This is a genomic window from Pantoea sp. C8B4 (assembly GCF_051336905.1).
Lineage (GTDB): Bacteria > Pseudomonadota > Gammaproteobacteria > Enterobacterales > Enterobacteriaceae > Pantoea > Pantoea rwandensis_B.
Window position 1 is genome coordinate 36,791 of sequence record NZ_JBGMNK010000001.1, and the last position, 21,643, is coordinate 58,433.

Annotated in this window: 22 protein-coding genes and 1 pseudogene; 11 read left to right on the plus strand and 12 right to left on the minus strand. The window is 53.7% G+C overall.

Features of this window, described 5'->3' with window-relative positions; genetic code table 11:
• The first annotated feature begins 240 nt into the window (after positions 1-240).
• Genes rhaB through rhaM form a run of 4 tightly spaced genes read left to right on the plus strand, consistent with a single transcriptional unit; the run spans position 241 to position 4,119 of the window.
• Positions 241-1,722: a rhamnulokinase gene (rhaB, locus tag ACCW76_RS00165; protein ID WP_436337377.1), complete on the plus strand. Its 1,482-nt coding sequence runs from the start codon at positions 241-243 to the stop codon at positions 1,720-1,722.
• Positions 1,706-2,962: an L-rhamnose isomerase gene (locus ACCW76_RS00170; RefSeq protein WP_436337378.1), complete on the plus strand. Its 1,257-nt coding sequence runs from the start codon at positions 1,706-1,708 to the stop codon at positions 2,960-2,962. The genes rhaB and ACCW76_RS00170 overlap by 17 nt, the downstream gene beginning before the upstream one ends.
• Before the next feature lie 10 nt (positions 2,963-2,972).
• The gene (gene rhaD, locus ACCW76_RS00175; RefSeq protein ID WP_436337379.1) at positions 2,973-3,815 is read left to right on the plus strand and encodes a rhamnulose-1-phosphate aldolase; all 843 of its coding nucleotides are present in this window, start codon (positions 2,973-2,975) and stop codon (positions 3,813-3,815) included.
• Positions 3,805-4,119 carry an L-rhamnose mutarotase gene (gene rhaM / locus ACCW76_RS00180; protein WP_038646887.1) on the plus strand — a complete coding sequence of 105 codons (315 nt, stop codon included), beginning with the start codon at positions 3,805-3,807 and terminating at the stop codon, positions 4,117-4,119. Before rhaD ends, rhaM begins: the two co-directional genes overlap by 11 nt.
• Before the next feature lie 90 nt (positions 4,120-4,209).
• Here the strand turns inward: rhaM and ACCW76_RS00185 are convergent, their stop codons facing one another.
• Positions 4,210-4,863 carry a TetR/AcrR family transcriptional regulator gene (locus ACCW76_RS00185; protein WP_038646889.1) on the minus strand — a complete coding sequence of 218 codons (654 nt, stop codon included), beginning with the start codon at positions 4,861-4,863 and terminating at the stop codon, positions 4,210-4,212.
• Between the two features lie 294 nt (positions 4,864-5,157).
• On the opposite strand from ACCW76_RS00185, the gene bhsA reads away from it, so the two are divergent.
• Positions 5,158-5,415 carry a multiple stress resistance protein BhsA gene (gene bhsA / locus ACCW76_RS00190; RefSeq protein WP_038646891.1) on the plus strand — a complete coding sequence of 86 codons (258 nt, stop codon included), beginning with the start codon at positions 5,158-5,160 and terminating at the stop codon, positions 5,413-5,415.
• A gap of 62 nt (positions 5,416-5,477) precedes the next feature.
• Here bhsA and ACCW76_RS00195 read toward each other — a convergent pair whose 3' ends face one another.
• The 3 genes from ACCW76_RS00195 to ACCW76_RS00205 all read right to left on the minus strand — a co-directional run bounded on the left by ACCW76_RS00195 (position 5,478) and on the right by ACCW76_RS00205 (position 8,685).
• Positions 5,478-6,662, minus strand: coding sequence for a sugar transporter (locus ACCW76_RS00195; protein WP_436337380.1), 1,185 nt, complete (start codon positions 6,660-6,662; stop codon positions 5,478-5,480).
• A 341-nt stretch (positions 6,663-7,003) separates the two neighbouring features.
• Entirely contained in the window at positions 7,004-7,261 is a 258-nt protein-coding gene (locus ACCW76_RS00200) for a hypothetical protein (protein ID WP_038646892.1), read from the minus strand.
• A gap of 167 nt (positions 7,262-7,428) precedes the next feature.
• The gene (locus tag ACCW76_RS00205; protein ID WP_436337381.1) at positions 7,429-8,685 is read right to left on the minus strand and encodes an MFS transporter; all 1,257 of its coding nucleotides are present in this window, start codon (positions 8,683-8,685) and stop codon (positions 7,429-7,431) included.
• Between the two features lie 94 nt (positions 8,686-8,779).
• Here ACCW76_RS00205 and ACCW76_RS00210 point away from each other — a divergent pair, with 94 nt between their 5' ends.
• From ACCW76_RS00210 to ACCW76_RS00225, 4 genes are all read left to right on the plus strand, one after another.
• Positions 8,780-9,676 (plus strand): LysR substrate-binding domain-containing protein, encoded by an 897-nt coding sequence (locus ACCW76_RS00210; RefSeq protein WP_436337382.1) that lies wholly within the window; start codon positions 8,780-8,782, stop codon positions 9,674-9,676.
• 135 nt (positions 9,677-9,811) lie between these two features.
• Entirely contained in the window at positions 9,812-11,029 is a 1,218-nt protein-coding gene (gene mlc / locus ACCW76_RS00215) for a sugar metabolism global transcriptional regulator Mlc (protein ID WP_045814227.1), read from the plus strand.
• Between the two features lie 105 nt (positions 11,030-11,134).
• Positions 11,135-11,839: a dethiobiotin synthase gene (gene bioD, locus ACCW76_RS00220; RefSeq protein WP_436337383.1), complete on the plus strand. Its 705-nt coding sequence runs from the start codon at positions 11,135-11,137 to the stop codon at positions 11,837-11,839.
• 176 nt (positions 11,840-12,015) lie between these two features.
• Positions 12,016-13,386: a nucleobase:cation symporter-2 family protein gene (locus ACCW76_RS00225; protein WP_436337384.1), complete on the plus strand. Its 1,371-nt coding sequence runs from the start codon at positions 12,016-12,018 to the stop codon at positions 13,384-13,386.
• A gap of 433 nt (positions 13,387-13,819) precedes the next feature.
• Here ACCW76_RS00225 and osmV read toward each other — a convergent pair whose 3' ends face one another.
• From osmV to ACCW76_RS00245, 4 genes are read right to left on the minus strand one after another with little or no spacing between them, the layout of a single operon-like run.
• Positions 13,820-14,956 (minus strand): osmoprotectant ABC transporter ATP-binding protein OsmV, encoded by a 1,137-nt coding sequence (gene osmV / locus ACCW76_RS00230; protein WP_436337385.1) that lies wholly within the window; start codon positions 14,954-14,956, stop codon positions 13,820-13,822.
• On the minus strand, positions 14,956-15,603 hold the full coding sequence (gene osmW, locus ACCW76_RS00235; RefSeq protein WP_034823432.1) for an osmoprotectant ABC transporter permease OsmW: 648 nt from the start codon (positions 15,601-15,603) through the stop codon (positions 14,956-14,958). Before osmW ends, osmV begins: the two co-directional genes overlap by 1 nt.
• Before the next feature lie 9 nt (positions 15,604-15,612).
• Complete coding sequence (locus ACCW76_RS00240) at positions 15,613-16,509, minus strand: glycine betaine ABC transporter substrate-binding protein (protein WP_436337671.1); 897 nt, start codon at positions 16,507-16,509, stop codon at positions 15,613-15,615.
• Between the two features lie 46 nt (positions 16,510-16,555).
• Positions 16,556-17,272, minus strand: a complete 717-nt coding sequence (locus ACCW76_RS00245) for an ABC transporter permease (protein ID WP_436337386.1) — start codon at positions 17,270-17,272, stop codon at positions 16,556-16,558.
• Positions 17,273-17,654: 382 nt separating this feature from the next.
• On the opposite strand from ACCW76_RS00245, the gene ACCW76_RS00250 reads away from it, so the two are divergent.
• Positions 17,655-19,115, plus strand: a complete 1,461-nt coding sequence (locus ACCW76_RS00250; RefSeq protein WP_436337387.1) for an MDR family MFS transporter — start codon at positions 17,655-17,657, stop codon at positions 19,113-19,115.
• A gap of 31 nt (positions 19,116-19,146) precedes the next feature.
• Here ACCW76_RS00250 and ACCW76_RS00255 read toward each other — a convergent pair whose 3' ends face one another.
• Together ACCW76_RS00255 and ACCW76_RS00260 are read right to left on the minus strand one after the other, a co-directional pair.
• On the minus strand, positions 19,147-19,443 hold the full coding sequence (locus ACCW76_RS00255) for a DUF1161 domain-containing protein (protein WP_038646911.1): 297 nt from the start codon (positions 19,441-19,443) through the stop codon (positions 19,147-19,149).
• A gap of 52 nt (positions 19,444-19,495) precedes the next feature.
• The gene (locus ACCW76_RS00260; RefSeq protein WP_045833376.1) at positions 19,496-19,831 is read right to left on the minus strand and encodes a DUF1283 family protein; all 336 of its coding nucleotides are present in this window, start codon (positions 19,829-19,831) and stop codon (positions 19,496-19,498) included.
• Between the two features lie 130 nt (positions 19,832-19,961).
• Here ACCW76_RS00260 and ACCW76_RS00265 point away from each other — a divergent pair, with 130 nt between their 5' ends.
• Positions 19,962-20,291, plus strand: a complete 330-nt coding sequence (locus tag ACCW76_RS00265) for a YnfA family protein (RefSeq protein ID WP_436337388.1) — start codon at positions 19,962-19,964, stop codon at positions 20,289-20,291.
• Between the two features lie 34 nt (positions 20,292-20,325).
• Here the strand turns inward: ACCW76_RS00265 and ydfG are convergent, their stop codons facing one another.
• Complete coding sequence (gene ydfG / locus ACCW76_RS00270; RefSeq protein ID WP_436337389.1) at positions 20,326-21,072, minus strand: bifunctional NADP-dependent 3-hydroxy acid dehydrogenase/3-hydroxypropionate dehydrogenase YdfG; 747 nt, start codon at positions 21,070-21,072, stop codon at positions 20,326-20,328.
• Positions 21,073-21,170: 98 nt separating this feature from the next.
• Positions 21,171-21,515 (minus strand): annotated as a pseudogene (locus ACCW76_RS00275) (tyrosine-type recombinase/integrase); the annotation flags it as partial.
• Positions 21,516-21,643 lie beyond the last annotated feature (128 nt).

Consider the following 21,643-nt stretch of genomic DNA (forward strand, 5'->3'; position numbering starts at 1 on the left):
TGCACCTTACCTTGAAATTTAAACCGCACAACGCAGGAAAATGGCGAATTATTCAAGATCGGCCAGGTGATTGATGGAATTGCGGTAAAGCTCACAACTCTGTTGTTCCACGGTTCTGTGAGCTTTCTCACGATCATCTTTGCCAGCCTGCCAGCGACTATCACGCGCTGGCAGTAAGGGGAAGGTGGCGAGGCGCCTGTATTTATACGCTATAGCCATCTCATCACAGGAAGAAACGCCATGAGTATGCGTAACATTGTTGCCATTGATTTAGGCGCATCCAGCGGGCGCGTGATGCTCGCACAATGGACCTCTGCTAACCAGCGCATCACCCTGCGTGAAGTGTGCCGTTTTGCCAATCAGCGTATTCGTCGCGCCGGTTATGACTGCTGGGATCTCGACAGCCTGGAGCAGGCGATTCGCGCAGGATTGGCGCAATTAGATGATGAGGGCATCGTGCCGGATAGCATCGGCATTGATACCTGGGGCGTGGATCTGGTGCTACTGGATGCCAACGGAGAACGCATTGGCGAAACGGTCAGTTATCGTGACTCGCGCACCGATGGATTGATGGCGCAAGCGATCAATGAGCTGGGCAAAGCCGCCATTTACCAGCGCACAGGTATCCAATTTCTGCCCTTCAATACCCTGTATCAGATGCGTGCGCTGCACCAGCAACAGCCGGACTGGCAGGCACAGGTCAAACATGCACTGATGATCCCGGATTATCTGCATTATCGTCTGACCGGCAACATGAACTGGGAGTACACCAACGCCACCACTACGCAGATGCTGAACATTGAAACTGGCGAGTGGGATAGCGAGTTGCTGTCGTGGGCAGGGATCGAAGCCGACTGGTTTGGCAAACCGACTGCACCGGGCAATACCGTAGGCAACTGGATCAATACCAGCGGTAAAAAAATTCCGGTCGTGGCCGTTGCCACGCACGATACCGCCAGCGCAGTGCTGGCCACGCCGCTCATGCAGGACGACGCCGCTTATCTCAGCTCTGGCACCTGGTCCTTAATGGGCATAGAAAGTCTGCAACCCTGCGTAAGCCGCACTGCGCTCGATGCCAACATCACCAATGAAGGAGGCGCGGAGGGCTATCGGGTGTTGAAGAACATCATGGGCCTGTGGTTGTTACAGCGCGTTTGCAGTGAATTGCACATTTCAGATCTCTGCACATTGATTGACGCAGCGGAAAATGAACCTGCCTGTCGTGCCCTGATCAATCCCAATCATCCGCGTTTTATCAATCCCGCCAGCATGGTGCAGGAGATTCAGGACGCCTGCGCCGAGCAGCACATGCCGATTCCACAAAGCCCTGCAGCGCTGGCGCGCACCATTTTCGACAGCCTGGCGCTGCTGTATCGCCAGGTGATAGGCGAACTGGGCAACCTGCGCGGAGCACCGATTCGCCAGTTACATGTGGTTGGCGGTGGCAGTCAGAACCCATTACTGAACCAGTTATGCGCCGATGCCTGCGAAATGCCGGTGCTGGCCGGTCCGATTGAAGCCTCAACGCTCGGTAATGTCGGCTGTCAGCTAATGGCGTTGGGTGAACTGCGCGACGTGGCCGAACTGCGCCGCTGCATCGACAAGAATTTCCCGTTAGAAACGTTTGTACCTCAGAACGCCAGCATCTTCGCTGCCCACCAGGCACGCTTTGCGGCACTGAGCCAACCTGCTAAGGAACTTGCATATGACAAAGCTGATTGAACAAGCCTTTGAACTGTCGAAACAACGCTACGCGGCGTTGGGTATTGATGTGGACCAGATCATGACGAAACTGGATGGCATCCCGGTGTCCATGCACTGCTGGCAGGGGGATGATGTTCGTGGCTTTGAAAACCCGAATGGCGAACTGACGGGCGGCATTCAGGCTACCGGTAACTATCCGGGGCGCGCTCGCAATGCAGATGAACTGCGCGCTGACATTGAGAAAGCGATGTCACTGATCCCCGGCGCCAAACGCCTTAATCTGCACGCCATTTATCTGGAAAGCGACACCCCAGTTGAGCGTGATGCCATTGAGCCGAAGCACTTCAGCGGCTGGGTAGAGTGGGCGAAATCCAACAAGTTAGGACTGGATTTTAACCCCAGCTGCTTCTCGCACCCGCTGAGCGCCGACGGCTTTACGCTGTCCCATGCGGATAAAAGGATTCGCCAGTTCTGGATCGACCACTGCAAAGCCAGCCGCCGTATTTCAGCGCACTTTGGTGAACAGCTCGGGACGCCATCGGTGATGAACATCTGGGTGCCGGATGGCATGAAAGATCTCACCATCGATCGTCTGGCACCGCGCGAGCGTCTGGCCAGCGCGCTGGATGAGGTGATCAGTGAGAAGCTCGATCCCCGTCATCATATCGATGCGGTGGAGAGCAAACTGTTCGGTATCGGCGCGGAGAGTTACACCGTGGGCTCCAACGAATTTTGCCTCGGCTACGCCGCCAGCCGTCAAACGGCGCTGACGTTAGACGCCGGACATTTCCATCCAACCGAAGTGATTTCCGACAAGATATCCACTGCCATGCTGTATGTGCCGCGTTTGCTGCTGCACGTCAGCCGCCCGGTACGTTGGGATAGCGATCATGTGGTACTGCTCGATGATGAAACCCAGGCCATCGCCACGGAGATCGCCCGCCATAAACTGTTCGACAAAGTGCATATCGGCCTGGATTTCTTTGACGCCTCAATCAACCGCATCGCCGCCTGGGTGATTGGCACCCGCAACGCCAAAAAAGCGCTGCTGCGCGCACTGCTGGAACCCAGCGATCAGCTGCGGAAATGTGAGCAGGAAGGGGATTACACCGCGCGTCTGGCGCTGCTGGAAGAGCAGAAATCGTTACCCTGGCAGGCGGTCTGGGAAGCCTGGTGTCTGCGCCATGATGTGCCCGCCGATGCCAGCTGGCTGAGCGAAGTGCGTCACTATGAACAACAAACATTGCGTCTACGTTAAGGGATCAACCATGCAAAATATTCTCTCTTCTTCATTCGTTCAGGACATGGTGAAGGCGACCAGTGATATGTGGCTGAAAGGCTGGGATGAGCGCAATGGCGGCAATGTCAGCCTGCGTTTGCTGCCGGAGGAAGCGCAGGCCTGGTCAGCTGATTTTTATGCCGAACCGCGCTGTATTGAGTTAACCCAACCGGCACCGGCCCTGGCCAACGATTGGTTCCTGGTCACCGGTTCTGGCAAGTTCTTCCGTAACGTTCAGCTTGATCCCGCCGACTGTCTGGCGCTGTTACAGGTGGACGACAAAGGGCTGTCGTACAAAATCCACTGGGGGCTCAGCAACGGCGGGTTACCGACCTCGGAACTGGCGGCGCATTTCCAGTCGCACAGCGTGCGTAAGCAGGTATCCAACGGGGCTGACCGCGTGATTATGCACTGCCATGCCACCAATTTTATGGCGTTGAGTTACGTGGTGAATCTGGATTCCGCCCGTTTCACGCGTTTGCTATGGGAAGGCAGCACCGAATGTCTGGTGGTGTTCCCGGATGGCGTCGGTATCCTGCCGTGGATGGTGCCGGGAACCGATCAGATTGGTCAAGCCACCGCTGATGCCATGGAATCACACAGCCTGGTGATGTGGCCATTCCACGGCATTTTCGGTGCCGGTCCGAATCTGGATGAAACTTTTGGCTTGATCGACACGGCCGAGAAGTCTTCTGAAGTGGTGGTCAAAGCCTTGTCGATGGGCGGGATTCGCCAGAGCATCACCACCGAACAGCTGGTGGCACTCGGTGAACGCTTCAGTGTGAAACCGTGGCAGGCTGCATTGGATGCGGAGCGCAGCGATGTTGCGTAAAGCCTTTGTGATGCAGGTGCATGCGCACTGTCATGATGAATATTTGCGTCGCCATTCACCGATTTGGCCTGAGCTGGAGCAGACGTTGAAAGCCCACGGCGCGCACAATTATGCGATCTGGCTCGATGCGGAACGTAATTTGTTGTTTGCCAGCGTGGAGATTGAATCAGAAGCGCGTTGGGAGGCGGTCGCAAACACGGAAGTGTGCCAGCGTTGGTGGGCATCCATGAAAGATCTGATGCCATCGAATGTGAACAATAGCCCGATCAGCCAGGCGTTGAAACCGATGTTTTTTATGCCGTAAGGCTTTCAAACATGGCACTTTGGTGCAAGTCAGGGGCGGCCTGGAGGTCGCACCTGACTTCAGGATGAGAAAACATCACGGGTCAGCATGCTATGACGCGTTTAACGCGCAGTAGCCTGCCAGAGCGGGCCAGATGGCCATCTGCGTATCGACTATTCCATCGAGATCGTCACGACTTGCGCCTTCACGGGCGCGCACCGACATGCCTTGCAACACGCAGGCCAGATAGCTGGCCAACGTACCGCTGTTGGCACACTGCGGCAATTCACCGCGCTGCTGCCGGCCATCCAGAAATTGCTGCAAAGCCCGTTCCTGCGCATGATGTTGCTTAGCCAGCATCTGTGCAATCTCGTCTGAGCCTGAAGAGAGCGCACTGGACGTGCAGATAAAGAAACAGCCAGCGGGCTTATCGCATTCGGTAAAACAGGCTGCAGTGGCACGAAAATAGGCTTCAATCGCGGCTTTGACATCGAGTGTTTCATCGTTAAGCACCTGTTGACGCTGCGCGCTGAAAGTGTCGATATAGCGCTGCATTGCTGCGCGGAACAAGCCTTCCTTATTCTCAAACTCCGCGTAAAGCGTCGGCGCTTTCGCCCCCGTCGCGTTCACCAAATCTGACAGCGAGGTGCCTTCATAACCGTGTGCCCAAAACAACATTAATGCTTTATCCAGCGCATCGTTGCGATCAAATACTTTGGGGCGACCACGCGTTTTGCGATTAAGCGTGTCGGTCATTTGCGTCATAGGGACACCTCACTGCATGAAGAACATGTGATTAAATTACCGATCGCTAACTAAATATGCAAGCGCAGCCGACATTCTCCCTCATTCACTTTGCCCGTTTGTGCTTTACCTGTGGCACAACACTCATATCGATAAGTGAAAAAGGGCGCTAAAGCCCATAATCACGCCACTTGAAAATAAAATAACGACCGTTAATAAAATGATTGACGAGATACCCGCTTCGGCGCTAGCATTTAATTAACGGTTGTTAACTTAATTCAGCCGACCCCTTTCATCTGCATAAGAGAGACGATCATGAAAAGCATCAAAATGGTATTAGCCGCAGTCGCACTGTCATCCATCGCGTTTGGTAGCATGGCTGCCGAATTAGTGAATCAGGCACCTTTAAACCAGCAGCAAATAGGTGTGGTCAGTGCATCAGGTAGCACTAACCTGACTTCACTGGAGCATCAGCTATCTGAGAAGGCGAGTGCTGCCGGAGCAAAGTCGTTCCGCATCACTTCGACCTCTGGCAACAACAAGCTAAATGGCACAGCGGTAATTTATAACTAATCACCAAAGCGCAAAGAATGGCGCAGGGGCGCACCGATGTGTGCCCCTGGTCGTGAAGCGAATTATCCGTTAGAGCGGAGCTGCGGATACCGACGGAAGATGGTGATACACCAGAACAACGCAACAAGTCCGATTAACCCACCTACGTTACCCACATCCGACATTTTCATATGCAGGCTGACCTGGTTACCCAACAGGGCACCCGCACCAATCCCGATGTTATAAATGCCTGAGAACAATGACATCGCCACATCGGTAGCATCCGGTGCCAGTGACAGCACACGAACCTGCATCGCCAGGCCTATCATCATCATTGCCATGCCCCAGAAAATGCACAGCAGCGAAATGGCTGCCGGGCGCACGGCGGCAAACAGCAAAAGCCCCATACTCAACGTGATGATGCCAATGGCGGCAAGTAACATCGCTGAGGGGAATTTGTTGCCCAGCGTACTGAACAGCACGCTGCCGATAATCCCGGCGGAACCGAACAGCAAGAGCAGTAAGGTCGTGAAGTTCTCATCCGCATTCGCGACCACCTGCATAAAGGGTTCGATGTAGCTGTAAGCGGTGTAGTGCGCAGTAACCACCAGCGTTACCAGAATATACATTGCCACCAGCGCCGGACGGCGGAACAGCATCGGTACGCTACTCAGTGAGCCAGTGTGCTCGCTCGGCAGCCGTGGCAGTATCCGCACCAGCAAAATCAACAGCACCAACGCTGACAAGCCGATCATGCCGAAAGTGGTGCGCCAGCCGAGATATTGCCCAACGATACGGCCAATGGGCACGCCCAACACCATCGCCAATGCGGTACCGGTTGCCAGCATACTCAACGCCTGGGTTTTCTTGCCAGCCGGTGCAACTCGAATCGCGAGTGACGCGGTAATCGACCAGAACACCGCGTGCGCCAGTGCGATGCCGATGCGCGAAATCACCAGCGAGGTGAAATCCCATGCTACGGACGAAAGCACATGGCTGGCGATAAACAGAATGAACAACACCGACAGCAGCAGGCGGCGTTCAATATTACGCGTCACTAGCATTAACGGCAGGGATAACAGCGCAACGACCCATGCATAAATGGTCAGCATAATACCGACATCAGCAGTCTTCATGGCGTAGCTCGCCGCGATATCGGACAACAGGCCAACAGGGACAAATTCAGTGGTATTAAAAACAAAGGCGGCAATCGCCAGCAGCACAACGCGTAGCCAGGCTGTTTTACGTGAGACGATAGTTGGTTGCATGGGGTTCAAATCGATCTGACAGCGAGTGAGGGGGCGAAACGAGCCCGGTTAAGTGACCTGCATCACAAATTGGGGCTATTGTGGAGCATTAATGAGCGGATGAAAACCATATAGACCGTTTTTATTCCTGAATATTTTTTATCGCTGAAGGCCAGGTTAATAGCCTGAGGTTATTATCAATTCTTGCTTTTTGCCTAAAGGGTGAAAGCAGGCAAGAACCATCAAGGCGTAGCGCTTTACGATCCCGTGATGAGGAAGTCGGCTGTTTCTGTATGAGAACGATGTGACAGCCGTACTTAACATCACGCCTTAAGCGCTACGCGATTGTCAGACCAGCATTATCAGAGTTGCACCATGTGTTTTAGCGCCACGCTATGCTGAGTGGTCAGGCTTTTTTTTACCGCCACCGGACAACAATGCTCGCATCCCATCGCACTGGAATAAAATTTACGGGCTTGTTGAATGGCGGCAGTGGCCGTGTAGAAAGTCCCGAGAAAGCGCCGTGCACCATCAGAAGGGAGGAACGGGCAGCCTGTTGCATGTACCACATGGTTGTCGTTATAGCCTGCATGCTTATCGACGTAATAATAGAGTTGCATCTAACGTCCTCATTGCTGTGAAAAAAGAAAATCTAACTATTGTTGGAATAAAAAGGATTATAGCGACGAATTGTCGTTTTGTTTTAAGTGGGACTATTTGAAAGCGCGATTCTGACGGCTTAAGCGAGAAGCGGGGCGCAGCGGCCCCGTCATTTAGATGAAAGGTATTACAGTTTTCGGCACTGCAAACGCCAGCCGACGAACAAGGCCAGCAACAGCAACACAGTGATGAACAGCGTCACGCCCGTCCAGCCATAGCTGTGCCAGAACACACCGCCTAGCGTGCCCGCCACGCTGGAACCCACGTAATAGCTGAACAAATAGAGTGACGAGGCCTGGCCCTTAGCGCGGCGCGCGCGCGGACCAATCCAGCCGCTGGCGACAGAGTGCGCGGCAAAAAAGCCCGCCGTAAACAGCATCATACCAGGCAGTATCAGCCAGAGAGAATGAAAGGCGGTGAGCAACAGTCCGGCCAGCATAATAGCCGTGGCGCTAATCATCACCGGACCACGACCAAAGCGACTGGTCATCGCGCCCGCTTTGGGAGAACTCCACGAACCGGTCAGATAAACCACCGACAGCAGGCCCACCACCGCCTGGCTCAACGACCAGGGTGCGCTCAACAAACGGTAGCCGATGTAATTAAACAGCGTCACAAACGCGCCCATCAGCAGGAAACCTTCTGCGAACAGGAAGGGTAACCCTTTGTCGCGCCAGTGCAGCCGGAAGTTAATCAACAAGCTGCGCGGACGTAACGAGGCGGGACGGAAATGACGTGACGCCGGCAAAATCTTCCAGAACATCAGTGCGCCCGCCAGCGAAAAGCAACCGATCACCCCAATCGCCACACGCCATGAGAAGAAATCGGTTAGCACGCCGGTCAGCAAGCGACCGCTCATGCCGCCAATGGAGTTACCGCTGATATACAGACCCATCGAGAAGGCAATGACGCGGGGATGTATCTCTTCACTCAAATAGGTCATACCGACCGCCGCAACGCCACTGAGAGACAAACCAATCAGCGCGCGCATCATCAGAATGCCTTGCCAGCTGGTCATGGTGGCCGAAATCAGGGTGCAAATGGCAGCGAGCATCAAGGCCGTGACCATCACCGATTTACGCCCGATGGCATCGGATAGTGGGCCGGTCACCAGCAAGCCCAGCGCCATCAATCCCGTGGAGAGTGACAGTGAAATACTGCTCTCAGCGGGAGAGACGCCAAACTGCTGCGACAGCACGGGCAGAATCGGCTGAACACAATACAGCAGTGCGAAGGTGGCCAATCCTGCGGAGAATAATGCAAGAGTGACGCGCATAAACTGCGGTGAACCACGCTCAATCCATTCTGAGGGGGCGACGGTTGGAGCAGGCTGAACGGACAACTCGTCTTCATGAATTGTCACTGCCTGGGAAGAGCGACTCACGGAATATCCTTAGATGAGAAACGGTCTGATTACTGTAGGAAAATGGGAATAGGTTGTACAATATATTAATAATCTCAAATGAGACGTTTAAAGTATGAATGTTGAGTTGCGCCATCTGCGTTATTTCATCGCCGTTGCGGAAGAGCTGCACTTTGGCCGCGCGGCACAGCGGCTAAATATCTCCCAACCGCCGCTCAGCCAACAGATTCAGCAGCTGGAGCAGGAGATTGGCGCACAGCTGTTTACCCGAACCAATCGCAGCGTGCAGATCACACCTGCCGGTCAGTTGTTTTTACAGGATGCGCGCGTCATTCTGCTGCAGGTTGAACAAGCCGCCAGTCGGGCTGCGCGTGTGCACAGTGGACAGGAAGGCGAGCTGCGCATTGGTTTCACCTCTTCCGCACCCTTCACCGGACTGGTTTCCGATGCGCTTTATCAATTTCGTCAGCGTTGGCCGGAAGTGCACATTTCGATGCAGGAAAATAACACGCGTCAGCAGTTAGCACCGCTGCACGAAGGTCGGTTGGATTTAGGTGTGATGCGCAACACACCGTTGCCAAGCGATTTACAGCATCGGGTACTGCTACGCGAGCCATTGTGCGCGCTGGTGCACTGGGCACATCCGCTGGCGGATGCCGAATCGATCTCCATTCAGGCACTGGCCAACGAGCCCTTCGTGTTTTTTGATCCGCAGGGGGGGACCGCGCTGTACGGGGAAACACTGGCGCTGCTGCACCGTTATCAAATCAAACCCTTTATTACTCAGGAGGTGGGCGAGGCGATGACGATTCTCGGTCTGGTCGCAACCGGATTGGGTGTTTCTATATTGCCGGCCTCATTTCGGCGTGCGCGACTGGCTGATGTGGTGTGGATTCCCCTGCAGGAGCACGATGCCATTTCTGAAGTCTGGCTGGTCTGGTCAGCCACGCGGCAACCCACTGCGCAAATGCACAATATGATGCAGTTGATGATGCAGAATGCCGAAATTTAAATCGTCTGATGATCAATGGCCCGATCTTTATGTGCGATAAATCACATTTCTAATCAAATATTTGACGCTGCCTGCCAATCTGCATCACCATAGCTGCTGTTTATTTAGAAGCGCGAAAATATCCGGGAGCAGGGCGTGAATCTGGACAGTCAGCCTGGCCACATTGACCAAATAAAACAGACCAACGCAGGCGTGGTTTACCGACTGATTGACCATTACGGCCCGATTTCGCGTATTGAGCTTTCTAAACGTGCCCAGCTGGCGCCCGCCAGCATCACTAAAATCGTGCGGGAAATGCTCGATGCGCATCTGGTGCAGGAAACTGAATTCCAGGAGCCGGGCAGCCGAGGACGCCCGGCCATTGGTTTGATTCTGGATACGCTCGCCTGGCACTATCTTGCCATACGAATTCAACCGGGACAGATCACGCTGACGCTGCGCGATCTTAGCAGCCGTGCGTTGCAGGAAGATCGTTTACCCCTGCCTGCCAGCGCTGACCAGCCGCTGCTGCAAACACTGCAGAATAGGGTCAATGAGTTCTTCGTCCGCCATCAAAACAAACTTGAGCGTCTTACCGCGATTGCCATCACCTTACCCGGTTTAATTAACGCGGCATCGGGTGTGGTGCATCGCATGCCGGGCTATGATGTGCAGGAAATGCCGTTAGGTGAAACACTTTCCTCGCTCACGGGTTTACCCGTATTTGTGCAACATGACATCTCCGCCTGGACGCTGGCCGAAGCGCTGTTCGGTGCTTCGCGCGGTGCGCAGGATGTGATTCAGATAGTGATTGATGAAACGGTAGGCGCGGGCGTGATCAGCGGAGGCCAGCTTTTGCACAAACGTGGTCGTGCGCTGGTAGAAATTGGACATACGCAGATCGATCCTTACGGCCAGCAGTGTTACTGCGGCAATCATGGCTGTCTGGAAACCGTAGCCAGCACCGGCAGTTTATTGCAATTGGCTGCACAGCGTTTGTCTTCGCAACCCGACAGTTTGCTGCATCGTGAACCCCTGACCATCGCCAGTTTATGTGCCGCTGCACAGCAAGGCGATCGGCTGGCGCGTGACGTTATTGCCGGGGTGGGCCACCACATTGGTCGCATGCTGGCTATGATGGTGAATATCTTCAACCCACAACAAATCCTGATTGGTTCTCCGCTTAATCAAGCCGCTGATGTGCTGTTTCCTGCCGTCAGCAGCACTATTCGTCAGCAGGCGCTACCCGCGTACAGTCATGAGATCCAACTTGCCCCTACCAGCTTTAGCGATCCGGGTACTTTTGGTGCCGCCGCGCTGATCAAAGACTCACTTTATAGCGGTCATTTGCTGGTAAAACTGTTGCAGGGCTAATCACTGCTCGCCTTAAGTTTGCGCTAACGCAATCTGCCATCCGAGACATTTCCTTAAACTGCCTTCTTCGCAGGTTACACATCGCTTCAACGAAGGAGGAGTAAGGTGAAAACAATCTTTGTCACCGGTACCGACACTGCGGTGGGTAAAACCGTCGTGTCACGCGCACTGCTGCAGTGTTTTGCCAAAGCGGGCCTCTGTGCCGCGGGCTACAAACCTGTTGCCAAGAGTGCACAGCACACGCCTGACGGGTTGCGTAATAAGGATGCTTTGCTGTTGCAGCAGGCGTCGGGTCTTGACCTGCCGTACCAGGCGGTGAATCCCATTACGCTGGAAGAAGATGAAATCAGTACCAGCGCATCGGTGCGAATGGATTATCCGTTGCTGAGCCGCAGCCTTGAGCAGTTAAAAAGTCAGGCTGCGCGGGTAGTGGTGGAAGGAACCGGTGGATGGCGCAGTTTGATGAATGATCTGCAACCGTTGTCCAGTTGGGTTCAGCAGGAACAACTGCCGGTCGTCCTGGTGGTGGGCATTAAGGAAGGTTGCATTAGCCATGCTTTACTGACCGCCGATGCCATTGCACGCGATGGTCTGCCTTTAGCGGGTTGGGTCGCCAATCGTATTAATCCGGGGTTAGCGCATTACGCTGAAATTATTGATGTTCTGCGTGAAAAGCTGGGTGCACCACTGCTGGGGGAGTTGCCTTATTTGCCCCGTGCTGAGCAGCGTGAGCTGAGCGGTTATCTGGATATTTCTCTGCTGGACGAGACACTAATGCACGATGACAGTGCGCAGCTTGCGGCAGGATGAAACGAAGTGATGCAAATGATCGGTGGCTGAATCTAAGGTTTCGGATTCAGCATCCGAGAACATCCTACTTAAATCCTATTATTTTCATTCTGTTATAAAATTTCTCCTCATTATGAGTGCCAATGGCGTGAATCATGCATCAGCCCTGCTGATGAATATTCTGCCGGAGCACACTTATGTCACACTCCCCAAAAGGTTTATTGTATGGGCTTGATGCCCGTATTGGTCCTGTTCCCGCCTTTTTCGCTGCGTTGCAGCACGTCCTTGCCAGCGTGGTGGGGATCATTACGCCGCCACTGATTATTGGTTCAATCCTCGGATTGCAGACTTACATTCCGTATCTGATCAGCATGTCTTTGCTGGTTTCCGGTTTAGGGACGTTTCTGCAGGCGCGTCGCTTTATGGGGATTGGGGCGGGCATGATTTGCCTGCAAGGCACCAGCTTTGCCTTTCTGGGTGTCATTTTGTCTGGTGGTTTGATGGTGAAAGCGCAGGGCGGTTCACCGGAAGCTGTGATGGCGATGATCATGGGCTGCAACTTCGTGGCAGCGTTTATTCCGATGTTGATCAGCCGTTGTGTGGCGCCGCTGAGGAAAGTGCTGACGCCAGTGGTGACCGGCACGGTGATTACCTTGATCGGTATCAGCCTGATTAAAGTTAGCATCACCGATTGGGCAGGCGGGCATAACGCCGCTGACTTTGGCGCTCCGGGGAATCTGGCGCTGGGCGGGCTGACGCTGCTGGTGATCATTGTGCTTAACCGCTCCCAAAATCGCTGGATGCGCCTTGTCGCGGTAGTGGCAGGCATTGTGGTTGGCTGTCTGGCGGCGGCACTGACCGGCCATCTGCCCATCAAACCGATGATGTCCAGTCACTGGCTGGTTTTGCCTTCATTTTTCCGCTTTGGCTTTGATTTTAGCTGGAGCATTTTCGTGCCGATTGCGCTGGTGTCGGTGATTTGCGTGATTGAGGCGGTAGGGGATCTGACAGCGAATTGCCTGATCTCGCAACAACCGATTGAGGGCGAAGGTTTTCAGCGTCGTTTGCAGGGAGGCATTCTGGCAGATGGTATGAGCTGCCTGTTCGCCGCGATGTTTTCGGCATTCCCCAACACCACTTTTGCGCAAAATAATGGCGTGATTCAGATGACCGGCGTGGCCAGCCGTTATGTTGGTATGGTGATTGGCCTGATGTTGTTACTGTTGGGCGTGTTTCCGGTGATCGGCAATGTGCTGCAGCAAATCCCTGCGCCGGTCCTTGGTGGCGCGACCCTGGTGATGTTTGGCAGTGTGGTGGCGGCAGGTATTCGGGTGATGACGCAGTCACCGTTGGGCCGCCGTGAGATGTTAATCGTCGCGGTGTCATTTGGCATTGGCTTAGGTGTGGAAGCGGTACCCGAGGTGTTGAAACAGTTGCCATCATTGGTGAGTAATTTGTTTGGTCATGCGGTGACCACGGGTGGCATTCTGGCGATGCTGTTGAATATTGTGCTGCCATCGGAACGGGGGGATGAACGGATGGTTAATGCGGTGGAGGAAAATCACTGATTTTGCGTTAGGGGAATTGGGGATCTAAACCACTGGCTGTGAGTCGGTGCGTATGTCGGAAGAGGCGGGGATCTAAACCAAGGGCTGTGAGTCGGTGCGTATGTCGTAAGAGGTGGGATTTAAACCACTGGCTGTGAGTCGGTGCGTACGTCGGATGAGGTGGGGATTTAAACCACTGACTGTGAGTCAGTGCGTACGTCGGAAGAGGCGGCAGATCGTAAAGACGCCGTAAACCATCCCTGGGGCTCGGCCCGCGCCATCCCTGGCGCAGGACGCTTTACTCCTCTGCCGCCTCTTCCAACGTTTCAGCTGTCGTGCGGTTTGTTTGCGTTCGGGCTTTCGTGCGATTTGCTCTAAAATTCAGCTGTTGTGCGGTTTATCTGCATTCGGGCTGTCGTGCACTGTTCCTTAAGATTCAGCCATTGTGCGTTTGCTATGGATTCAACCTACGGCGCGTACGTCCTGAGCTGAGGTAATCCGCGATATAGTCCTGCGAAATCTCACCGCTGTAGCGACCTTCCTCATCCACGATCGGCATCCAGACGGTGTTGTGCTCATACAGCTTGGATAGCACCACGCGCAGGTTCTCTTCCGCTTTGCCCGTCACCTTAAAGGTATGCAGCATCTCCTCGCAGCGACCGGCGGCATTGCGCGCTTCGCGACGTTTTACAAAGCCCAGCGGCTTGCCATCATTATCCACCACGGTGACCGATCGCATATCGTTGTCATCCATAGTGGCGAAAGCCTCCTGCAACGGAGTGCTGCGCTTAACGGTGATGGTCGGCTGTTGATCGGTGACGTCGCCTGCCTGCACCAGCAGCAGGCGTTTCAGCGTACGATCCTGGCCAACAAAGGAACCGACGAAATCATTGGCCGGTTTCGCCAGCAATTCGTCGGGACTGGCGCATTGCACGATCTTGCCCTGACCAAACACCGCGATGCGGTCGCCCAGTTTGAGTGCTTCATCGATATCATGGCTCACCAGCATCACGGTTTTCTTCAGCTGGCGCTGCATCTCAAGAAACTCATTCTGAATCACTTCACGGTTGATTGGGTCGACAGCGCCGAAAGGTTCATCCATCAGCAACACCGGTGGATCAGCCGCCAGCGCGCGGATCACGCCGATACGCTGCTGCTGACCGCCTGACATCTCTCGTGGATAGCGATGTAGGAATTTGCTGGGGTCGAGCGCCACCATGCTCATCAATTCAGTCGCCCGTTCGCGACAGCGCTTTTTATCCCAGCCCAGCATACGCGGCACCACGGTAATGTTCTCTTCGATGGTCATATTAGGAAACAGACCAATCTGCTGAATCACATAGCCAATATTACGACGCAGCGTGACGGTATCCTGTCCACTGGTGTCTTCGCCGTTGATCAATATCTTACCGCTGCTGGCAGGAATCAGACGGTTGATCATCTTCAGCGTGGTGGTTTTGCCGCAACCGGAAGGGCCGAGCAGCACACACATCTCTCCGGCAGGCACTTCCAGGCTGACGTTATCCACGGCGTTAAACGCGGTGCCGTTCTTTTGCGTAAAGGTTTTCGTCAGGTTTTCCAGTTTTATCATTATCGAATCCCCTTAGGAGTCAGCGCCGACTGCAAACGGTGCAGTAGCCAATCAAGCACAATCGCTAATAAACAAATCATCAGTGCACCCGCAATCAGCATGCGCACGTCACTGCCGCTGATACCATCCAGCAGCTGTAAGCCCAATCCACCTGCGCCTATCACTGCGGCAATCGCCATGACGCCGACGTTCATCACCACGGCAGTACGAATACCGCCGAAGATCACTGGCAGCGCCATGGGAATCTCCACCCAGCGCAGGCGCTGCCAGAATGTCATGCCAATACCGCGGCCGGCTTCACGCAAGCCCGGTGACAAATTCTCCAGTGCGGTATGGGTGTTACGCACAATCGGCAGCAGGGAATAGAGAAACACCGCGCAGATAGCGGGCAAAGCACCAATACCCTGACCGATCATGGAAAACAGCGGAATCATCAGACCAAACAGCGCAATGGTCGGAATGGTCAGTACAATGGTGGCGATACCGAGCACTGGCGTTGCCAGCCATTTGAAACGCACAATCAAAATACCCAACGGCACGCCAACGATGATGGCGAATCCCACCGCCACCAGCACCAGCCAGGTATGCTGCCAGGTTAACGCCATCAGGGTGTGCCAGTTACTCATGATGTAATGCAAAGTCTCCATGACGCCTCCTTACAGCATGTTTTTCGATTGAAGGAAATCACGCGCCACCTGCTGCGGTGACTGGTGATCGATATCAACACGTTTGTTCATCTCAGTGATCGCTTCGTCGGTGATCAGTGGTGAGAGTTGATTGAGGGCCGCATCCAATCCCGGATGGCTTTCCAGCACATCCTGGCGCACGACAGGCGTGACGTTGTAACTCGGGAAGAAGTGCTTATCATCGTCCAGTACCTTGAGATCAAAGCCTTTGACTCGTCCGTCAGTGGTGTAAATCAAGCCCGCATCGACAAAGCCATCGCGTACCGCGTTGTACACCAATCCCGGGTCCATCTGGCGGATCTGCGGGCGATCCAGCGGCATGTTATAGGCTTTCTGTAATGGCTTGAGACCATCGGAGCGGCCAGAAAACTCTAAATCGAGACCGAGTTTCCAGTTGTGGTCTGGATCAGTTTTGCGCACCTGCTCCAGCTTGGCCACGAGCTGTGACATGGTGCTGATGCCTTCTTTGTTTGCACGGTCACGCTGCATGGCAAATGCATAGGTATTATTCATTGGCGCGGGGTCAAGCCAGATCAGCCCCAGTTTGGCATCGAGCTGTTTGACGGTTTTATAGGCTTCTTCTGAGGACATCGGTTTGTTGATGTGATTGAAGATGATCAGCGAAGTACCGGTGTACTCCCAGGTCATGTCAATTTGCTTGTTGATCATCGCATTGCGGCCGATAGTCGTGGCGATATTGGTCTTGGGGACCACCTGAAAACCTTTCTTTTGCAGCCAGAGCACGGTCATGGCAGACAGGATGTGCTGTTCGGTAAAGCTCTTCGTTGCCATCACAATCGGTGTGGCCGCAGCGGCGGATTGGCTGATGGCCAGTGTGGCGGCCAGTGCCAGCGCGGAGTACTTCATCCAGCGCGTTAAGTTGTACGTGATACCCATCACTTATCTCCTTGTGTTAAGCCGCAGAGTGCGGGCTGAGGAAACGTCCGAGGGCTGCCAACAGCAAATCGAGGATCAGTGCAAACAGGGCGGTGGCCACGGCACCAATGATCAACGTTGGGAAGTCATTGAGGTAAATGCCGGGGAAAATCAGTTCACCATAGCTGCTGGCACCAATCAGGAAGGCCAGCGGCGCTGTTCCCACGTTAATGGCAGTCGCGATGCGTACGCCCGCCAGAATCACCGGCAGGGCATTGGGAATTTCCACCTGAAGTAGACGCTGGAATTTGGTCATGCCGATACCGTTGGCGGCTTCAATCAGCGACGGCGGCACCGCGCTCAAACCGGCAAAGGTATTACGCACAATGGGCAGCAATGAGGCGAGAAATAGGGCGATTAACGCAGGCCGATCACCAATCCCGACGATAACCATGGCTAATGCCAATACCGCCAGCGGCGGCAACGTATTTCCGACGTTAAAGATCTGCATCACATATTCAGCCCAGCGGCGGGCGAACGGGCGGCTCAGTAAAACCCCGCTCGGAATACCAATCAGCAGAGCAAAAAACATTGACCAAAACACTAAAAACAGATGCTGTTGGCCGAGATAGATTAAGTCTTCTTGCCGGTCGCGCAGCGTATTCAGCCCGATTCCCCAAACCAGCAGGGCAATCACCGCGACGATGGCCAGCAGTGCCAGCCCGGCTCTACTGATGAGCGATGCATTATGCATGCGAGAGTCTCCCTGATTCGACAAATTGCTCGATCTTGTTATGTCATTTCACGGTTGAGGGTGTAGTGAAGAAAGAATCACATACGAAAGACCTGAACCGCATCAAATTACAGATAAAATGACTGTTAGATGCTGCTTTTCCAGTGAATAACTGGAAACTGCTGTTAAAAGCTATAGCAATACTTAGCGCAATGCGCCAGTTTTTACGGCAAAATCAGACAGATAGAAAAGGGGTTAAAACCTTCTTAACCCGCATGAAACAAGGCATCATCTGACAATAAAAAAATTCATCGAATTGAGTGACATTGTCACATTGCAGGCGCACACAGAGGAAACTCGTCTGATGGAAAATCAGCTAGCCTTGAGAGAAAAAAGGAGACGTATGACTGAAACTGCAGAATTGAACACGGAACATCGCCACTGGATCCTTATCGCCTGCATGCTAGCCATGTTTATGGCTGCGATTGAAGTCACGATTGTGGCGACCGCGATGCCGACCATCATTGCTGAACTCGGTGGTTTTTCGCAGTTTGGCTGGGTCTTCTCGATCTATTTGCTGACGCAGGCGGTGAGCGTACCACTTTATGGACGGCTCGCTGATATGTGGGGCCGTAAACGGCTCTTCTTCATTGGCGTCTCGCTGTTCCTGATGGGTTCGATATTGTGCGGGTTTGCGCACACCATGACGTGGTTAATTCTATTCCGCGCGTTTCAGGGGCTGGGGGCAGGCGCGATTATGCCGCTCACCAGCACCATTGTGGCTGACATCTATTCTCCGCGTGAACGTGCCAATGTGCAGGGCTGGCTCTCCAGTGTTTGGGGTGTCGCGGCTATTATTGGGCCACTGAGCGGAGCCTGGCTGGTACAGCACTTTAACTGGTCGGTGATTTTCTGGGTTAACGTGCCGATTGGCCTGTTTTCCATGCTGCTGTTAGCGCGCTTTTTACCGGCGCGTGAGCATCATAAAGGGGCAACGCTGAATTTTACCGGCAGCTGCTGGCTGATGATCTGCGTCACCGCGTTACTGGTTGCGCTATTGCAGGCGGATGCCCTTGGCTATTGGCTGCTGGCTTTCTTATTATTAGCGCTTCTGGCGGGCTGGCAGTTAAAGCAGCACGAGCAACGTGCTGAGGCGCCGCTGTTTCCTCTCGCCATCTGGCGCAGCCGTCTCATTCTGGCAGGCAATGCCGGCAATCTAATTATTGGCGCCACCATGATGGGCATCAGCGCTTTTCTGCCAACGTGGATTCAGGGTATTACTGGCGGTACACCGCTGCAGGCGGGGAGTGCGCTGGCGATGATGTCGATTGGCTGGCCGTTAGCCAGCACGCTGAGTGGTCGATTGATGTTAGTCACGTCCTATCGCTTTACCGCGCAGCTGGGAGCCTTGTTATTGATTGCGGGCAGCGCGCTGCTACTGCTGTTGCGTGCCGACAGTTCGATTATGCAAGCCGGGCTGACTGCCTTTGTCATTGGCACGGGTATGGGCATGACCAGCACCACCTTCCTGGTGTCGGTGCAAAACCATGCCCATTACGACATTCGTGGCATTTGCACTGCGTCAATTATGTTTAGTCGAATGCTGGGTTCGGCGATTGGTACTGCGTTAATGGGAGCGGTGCTGAACTTCAATCTTGCACAGCGTCTGCCGCAGGCCCACGATCCGATGCAGCAAATCATGTCACATGAAAGCCGTCAGTCACTGTCCGAAGCGACATTGCATCAGTGGACAAATCAGATCGCCGCTTCGCTGCACTGGGTATTTGTGGTGGCGTTGGCCATTGCGATGTTGACGTTGTGGATTGCGTGGTTAATGCCGCGCCAGCGGCCTGAAGCGGAATGAAAAAGGGCGGCCATCGGCCGCCCATTCACGATTACTGCGCTGGGGCATCCTGTGAACTGCCTGCGCTGGCCGGGACATCACTTTCGCTATCGCGGCCGTTTTTCTTATACACGATTTTCTGGCTGTCATTTTCGCAGTGACCCACCACCTGACCGCCCGCTTGATCGGCCTGATCGTTAGGCACAATATCCAGCGTGAAGTCTGATTCGGCCACGCCATTACTGACGATTTTCTTGCTGATATCTGCTTTGACACTTTCACAGGAAGCCTGTGCCAGCACCGGCAACACCAGCATTGCCATCAACATCACTGCATTACGCTTTTTCATCACACTCTCCTTGGTTCTGAATTCCCTTGAAAACTATAGCAGCAACAGCGAATTAAGGTGCGACCGTACGGCCGGTACGACGATCAAGGCAGCGCAAGGTATTTGGTTCCCAATACGCATTGACGTTATAGCTCTTCTCGCAGCTATCACGGGTGTCAAAAGCCTTATCGGTTTTATCGAACTCTTTCTCCACGCGCGTATTCACTTTATTGCGCAGATTTTTGGTGTCGTTCCACTGCTCTTTACTTTGACGCGCGGCTTCGTTGCTGGAAGCACTGTTGCCATTCTCAATGATCAGGCGGTCAGTTTGGGCCGATGCCAGCGGTGCAGTCAGCAGCGCACCGCAGGTTAACGTCACAGTCAGCAGGAGAGAAAACAGGTTTTTCATTGTGATTTCCTTTAGTTAACACCAGCACAGCCAGAAACCCGGCTGTTACAACCATGAGGGCTAGTATATCATCGCTGCAACTTTGCTCACCAGCGGTGAGCCTTTTGTTTAGGCGAGAGAGAGATTTTCTATGCTGTTGAAAACCACTTTGCTGTTTTTTTTGACTGCAATTGCCGAAATTGTCGGCTGTTTCTTGCCATGGCTGTGGCTGAAGAAGGGAATGAGCGCGTGGCTATTACTTCCTGCAGCGGTGAGTCTGGCGCTGTTTGTCTGGCTACTGACCCTTCATCCGGCGGCAAGTGGCCGGGTATACGCGGCCTACGGTGGTGTTTATGTTGTGACGGCGCTGATTTGGCTGCGCGTGGTGGATGGCGTCAAACTGAGTACGTGGGATTGGGTTGGCGCGTTGGTGGCGTTTAGCGGTATGTTAATTATTGTTGCCGGTTGGGGCCGGGCATAAGCGAAGGGCGCAACCTGTGCGCCCATGACAATAATCAGCCTTTATACACTTTCAGACCTGCAAGCGTCTGGGAGACCGGCATGATTTCCAGCGTATTGATATTGACGTGTTTAGGCAGTGTCGTGACCCAATATACCGCTTCAGTGACATCTTCCGCTGTCAGCGCGGTGGTGCCTTCGTAAACGGCATCTGCACGCCCATCATCGCCTTTGAAGCGCACATTAGAAAACTCGGTGCCGCCCACTAAGCCCGGCTCGATATCGGTGACGCGCAGCGCGGTGCCGTGCAAATCGGTACGCAGATTAAGGCTGAACTGGCGCACGAACGCTTTGGTCGCGCCATAAACGTTGCCGCCCTGATAAGGCCAGCTGCCAGCGATGGAGCCGATGTTAACGATGTGACCGACATTGCGCTCCACCATGGCGGGCAGCACGGCACGCGTCATGTACACCAAACCTTTGTTGTTGGTGTCGATCATGTTTTCCCAATCTTCAATATTGGCTTTATGCGCGGGCTCGATCCCTAATGCCAGACCGGCGTTATTCACCAGTACGTCGATATCACGCCACTCTGCGGGCAGCGCAGCGATAGCTTCATCAATAGCGGCGCGATTACGCACATCCAACTGAACGGTGTAAAGGTTGGCACCCAACTCATCTTTCAGCTCTTTCAGACGCTCTGCGCGACGTCCGCTGGCAATCACTTTATGACCATTAGCGATGAAGCGACGGGTGATGCTTTCACCAAAACCGGCGGTGGCGCCAGTGACAAAAATAATCATCTCACTGTTCCTTAAACAATTGTACGTCAATGTTAACCAATTGATTTTAAGACTAAAAAACCAACTCTAAACTACGAAAGGGGCATATAGGGGGTAAACTAAATTGCCAGCACAGTATTGAGCATGTCAACCTGGCTACCGCTAAACTTTATGATCATTGAGCCATAAACATCATAAACCATCTGTGCATTCTCATGGCCCATTTGCGTTGCTATGAACGTTGGATTGGCTCCCGCGGATAACATCCAGCAAGCGTAAGTATGCCTTGTCTGGTAAGGATTTCTCCTTTTTATTCCCGCCCGCTTAGTTGCTGCATTCCAGCGGGCGCTAATGCCGGCGGTGGAAAACCATGGTTTATCTTGCGGATCCAAACGCCTTGGCACAAACACAAATCTGAGATGCTGCTCTTCAGTTTTACCGTAGTCTCTTGGGTGAAACGTGATGGTGACATCTGGTCGGGATGGATCACGTTTAGCACAATGGAAAAGCCATTCTGAAAGTTGAAGCGATTGCAGTAACATGAACCTACCAAGAGTTTCTGGTTAATTCGATTGCAGTAAGTCAAATTAAA

Excerpts from the sequence above, each read along its gene's own strand:
- rhaB (WP_436337377.1), top strand. The coding sequence starts at position 241 with ATGAGTATGCGTAACATTGTTGCCATTGATTTAGGCGCATCCAGCGGG.
- ACCW76_RS00170 (WP_436337378.1), top strand. The coding sequence starts at position 1,706 with ATGACAAAGCTGATTGAACAAGCCTTTGAACTGTCGAAACAACGCTAC.
- rhaD (WP_436337379.1), top strand. The coding sequence starts at position 2,973 with ATGCAAAATATTCTCTCTTCTTCATTCGTTCAGGACATGGTGAAGGCG.
- rhaM (WP_038646887.1), top strand. The coding sequence starts at position 3,805 with ATGTTGCGTAAAGCCTTTGTGATGCAGGTGCATGCGCACTGTCATGAT.
- ACCW76_RS00185 (WP_038646889.1), bottom strand. The coding sequence starts at position 4,863 with ATGACGCAAATGACCGACACGCTTAATCGCAAAACGCGTGGTCGCCCC.
- bhsA (WP_038646891.1), top strand. The coding sequence starts at position 5,158 with ATGAAAAGCATCAAAATGGTATTAGCCGCAGTCGCACTGTCATCCATC.
- ACCW76_RS00195 (WP_436337380.1), bottom strand. The coding sequence starts at position 6,662 with ATGCAACCAACTATCGTCTCACGTAAAACAGCCTGGCTACGCGTTGTG.
- ACCW76_RS00200 (WP_038646892.1), bottom strand. The coding sequence starts at position 7,261 with ATGCAACTCTATTATTACGTCGATAAGCATGCAGGCTATAACGACAAC.
- ACCW76_RS00210 (WP_436337382.1), top strand. The coding sequence starts at position 8,780 with ATGAATGTTGAGTTGCGCCATCTGCGTTATTTCATCGCCGTTGCGGAA.
- ACCW76_RS00225 (WP_436337384.1), top strand. The coding sequence starts at position 12,016 with ATGTCACACTCCCCAAAAGGTTTATTGTATGGGCTTGATGCCCGTATT.
- osmV (WP_436337385.1), bottom strand. The coding sequence starts at position 14,956 with ATGATAAAACTGGAAAACCTGACGAAAACCTTTACGCAAAAGAACGGC.
- osmW (WP_034823432.1), bottom strand. The coding sequence starts at position 15,603 with ATGGAGACTTTGCATTACATCATGAGTAACTGGCACACCCTGATGGCG.
- ACCW76_RS00240 (WP_436337671.1), bottom strand. The coding sequence starts at position 16,509 with ATGAAGTACTCCGCGCTGGCACTGGCCGCCACACTGGCCATCAGCCAA.
- ACCW76_RS00245 (WP_436337386.1), bottom strand. The coding sequence starts at position 17,272 with ATGCATAATGCATCGCTCATCAGTAGAGCCGGGCTGGCACTGCTGGCC.
- ACCW76_RS00250 (WP_436337387.1), top strand. The coding sequence starts at position 17,655 with ATGACTGAAACTGCAGAATTGAACACGGAACATCGCCACTGGATCCTT.
- ACCW76_RS00255 (WP_038646911.1), bottom strand. The coding sequence starts at position 19,443 with ATGAAAAAGCGTAATGCAGTGATGTTGATGGCAATGCTGGTGTTGCCG.
- ACCW76_RS00260 (WP_045833376.1), bottom strand. The coding sequence starts at position 19,831 with ATGAAAAACCTGTTTTCTCTCCTGCTGACTGTGACGTTAACCTGCGGT.
- ACCW76_RS00265 (WP_436337388.1), top strand. The coding sequence starts at position 19,962 with ATGCTGTTGAAAACCACTTTGCTGTTTTTTTTGACTGCAATTGCCGAA.
- ydfG (WP_436337389.1), bottom strand. The coding sequence starts at position 21,072 with ATGATTATTTTTGTCACTGGCGCCACCGCCGGTTTTGGTGAAAGCATC.